Below are 3005 nucleotides of genomic sequence, written 5' to 3' on the forward strand. Positions count from 1 at the left end.
GCCGCGCATGTGGACGGGGTGAAAATGTTTGGCGAGCACCGCCGCCGCAAGGTGGAGGAGCCGCACGCCTGGGTGCTGGGGATACCGCTGAATGAAAGCAGCCCCGATGCCGCGCCCTTGGTGATCTGGGAGGGCAGCCACCACATCATGCGCCGCGCCTTTACTGCCGCGTTTGAGGGGGTGCCGCAGGAGGGCTGGGCGGATGTGGATGTGACCGACGCCTATACGGCTGCGCGCGCCGAGGTGTTCGAGACCTGCCCGCGGATCACTGTGCATGCCAAGCCCGGTGAGTCTTATCTGATGCACCGGCTGTGCCTGCACGGGGTTGCACCCTGGGGCGCGGCGGCAAATGCGCCGGAAGAGGGCCGCATGATTGCATACTTCCGCCCGGAGCTGGCGGATTGGACCAAGGGGTGGCTGGCAGAGGGGTGAGCTGCCGAATTTGATATAAACACTGGCAGTCAAAGAGCATTGACCTTGGAGCAAGATGAAAAGGGTAATTCTTCCACTTTTATTGTTGGTGGCCCTTGTGCTGCTGGCTTACCAGTCCTTGATCGCTTGGGATGTGCGCAATACGAAACACTTCTATCGCGCCTATAGTTATTTTTTGACTGATGCCGCAGCGCTTGGGTGTCTTCGTAAGGAGACGCTGATAAAGGCTGCAAAGGCGAGGGGCTGGGGTTATGAAGATAACCGCCAGCCTCCGTACCGCTCCTGGTCGCCGGACGAATTTCTGGAAACACTCAGAGTGTTTGTGGAACCCCAGCTGAATTTTGCAAAAGAACCGGGTGTTACGCTTTTCTTCGATGAAGGGGGTTGCTTGATCTCGTAGCAGGCTGACGGCCGGTTTTGTCAAATGAGTAGCTAAGTGCTGAGAAACGCCCGGAACGAGCCGCAGGCGCCGGGCGAGCGCCTGCCCGTTCCGGCGGGCTGGCGCTTGGGAGAGGGCAGGAAATCGCCGCGGCCTGGCAAATACTCGGCAGCGATAAAGCGGCAGTTACTCGGCAGCGATAAAGCGGCAGTTTCCGACTCTTGCAGCCCCACCCCACGGACAGGCGCGCGCCCTCAGCGAATAGGTCAGCAATCCTGCCTGAATGTTTCGCGCGCGAAACATTGGGTCAGTGCTTATTCCGCATGATTTACAGAACCTTACCCAGCCGCGCGCCGCGCTAACTGCGCTTTAACCGGGCGCTGCGGCCGCCGCGGCGCTTGACCAGTTTGCTGGCGCGCTCCGGCAGATCGTTCATGATGCCGGCGCGGTCCTCGTTGGTCATTTTCGACCAGTCGCGGATCTCGTCAATTGTGCGGTAGCAGCCGGTGCAGATGCGTGACTCGGGGTGGACGACGCAGATCTTGATGCAGGGGCTTTGGATCTCGTCCCGTTTCCATACGTCGTCAGTCATCATTCACCCGTTCTTCAAATGCCGCATCCGGTCCAATGCGCCTTGGAGAATATAGGAGGCCGCGACGTGGTCGATAACCTCTGCGCGGCGTTTACGTGTCGTATCCGCCTCAAGAAGCGCTTTTTCTGCGGCCACGGTGCTGAGCCGCTCGTCCCAGAAGGAGACCGGCAGATCGGTGAGCTGGGCGAGATTGCGGGCAAAGGCGCGGGTGGATTGGCAGCGGGGGCCTTCGGTGCCGTCCATGTTGCGCGGCAGGCCCAAGAGGATGCCGCTGATGTCGCGGGCCTGGATGATCTCCAGCAGGCGGGCGGCGTCGGCGGAGAATTTCTTGCGCTTCACAGTTTCCAGGGGCGTCGCCACGGCACCGATGCGGTCGGAGACGGCAACGCCAATGGTCTTGGTGCCAAGGTCCAGCCCCATCAGCGCGTGCATCGGCGGCAGGGTTGCGGCGAAATCTTCGAAAACGTCGTGGATCATTCTGAAATCCCTGCCTGCGCGGCGATGGTTTCCAACAGCGCCAGCGCCTCTTGATCGGCGGCAAAGGCGTCGCGGGCCTCGCCATAGATGGTGCGGGCGCGGTCGGTGTCGCCCAGAACCGAGAGGGCGCCGATCAGCCGGGCCCATTCCTCGGCTGAGCCGCCCTCGGTTGCCAGCCGGTCCGACAAGCGGGTGACCATGCCGCGGATCATCTCCTGCCGGTCTTCTGCACTGAGTTCGCTGGCGCCGGCCATATCCTCGGCGCTTGGGCCGGGCAGGGCGGGGGCGGTGCTGCCGCCGGGCGCAATCGGCTGGTATTCAACACCGGCGCGGAAGGCCATTTCCTCGATCTGGCCCTGGATGCCCTTGATCCAGGGGGCGTCCGCCGGGCCGTCACGCAGGGTTGCAGCCCATTCGCGGTAGGCCAGGTCCGGGCGGCCGATCTGGCCCAGCATCAGGCCCCAGTAATAGCGGGCCGGCCCGTGCGCGGGGTCAATGGCGCGTGCTTTCTGCAGGTCGGTCTGGGCCTCGGGCGAGATATAGCCGCCGGCGGCCATGATCTTCAGCTCGGCCAGTTCGGTGAAGTCGCGGGCGTTGACCTGGCCCTCGGCCAGCCGGATGTAGTTGGTTTTGGCTGCATAGGCGGCTTGGAAATTACCGAGGTTCGCCTCGTGCTGGGCCAGCAGGGCCTGCCCCTGAGCGTCGTCCGCACGTTCCCTAGCCGTCTTACGCAGCTGCTCCACCAGTGTGAAGTAGCCCTCTTCAACCTGCGGCTTGGGCAAGGCGGGAACTTCGGCTTCGGCCTCCGCCTGGGAGGGGCGGTTTTCGGCGCGTTCACCTGCCAGCTGGATACGGTCCTTCAGGCCCAGGTCGCCATACCCGGGCGCGCCCAGCTGCCAGTAGATCCCCATAGTGCCGCCGGTGATCAGCAGCGCTGTTGCTATGCCGAATACCAGCGACAGGGTCCGGGGCTGCGAGCGGCCTGACTGCGCCTGCTGCAGCTGCGTGTCTGCGGCCAGGATGCGGCGGGAAATCTCGGTGCGGATGCGGTCGGCGTCGCCAGCGTTGATGACGCCGCGGGCCAGATCCTTGTCCACCTCGCGCAGTTGCTGGCGGTAGACACGC

Annotated in this window: 4 protein-coding genes and 1 pseudogene; 2 read left to right on the plus strand and 3 right to left on the minus strand. The window is 63.6% G+C overall.

The window, feature by feature from the left end; genetic code table 11:
- Both A2I95_RS29205 and A2I95_RS29210 read left to right on the plus strand, forming a co-directional pair.
- Positions 1 to 432 (plus strand): annotated as a pseudogene (locus tag A2I95_RS29205) (hypothetical protein); the annotation flags it as partial.
- Positions 433 to 487: 55 nt separating this feature from the next.
- Positions 488 to 832, plus strand: coding sequence for a hypothetical protein (locus A2I95_RS29210; RefSeq protein ID WP_291735529.1), 345 nt, complete (start codon positions 488 to 490; stop codon positions 830 to 832).
- Between the two features lie 337 nt (positions 833 to 1169).
- On the opposite strand, the gene A2I95_RS29215 is transcribed toward A2I95_RS29210, so the two are convergent.
- The 3 genes from A2I95_RS29215 to ccmI form a co-directional block, all read right to left on the minus strand.
- Complete coding sequence (locus tag A2I95_RS29215) at positions 1170 to 1403, minus strand: DUF1289 domain-containing protein (protein WP_027259205.1); 234 nt, start codon at positions 1401 to 1403, stop codon at positions 1170 to 1172.
- Positions 1404 to 1406: 3 nt separating this feature from the next.
- Positions 1407 to 1880: a Holliday junction resolvase RuvX gene (gene ruvX, locus A2I95_RS29220; protein ID WP_291735531.1), complete on the minus strand. Its 474-nt coding sequence runs from the start codon at positions 1878 to 1880 to the stop codon at positions 1407 to 1409.
- Positions 1877 to 3005 (minus strand): c-type cytochrome biogenesis protein CcmI (ccmI, locus tag A2I95_RS29225; RefSeq protein WP_291735532.1); only part of this gene is annotated, 1129 nt, incomplete at its 5' end. The genes ccmI and ruvX, both read right to left, overlap by 4 nt.

The organism is Leisingera sp. F5 (genome assembly GCF_001593695.1).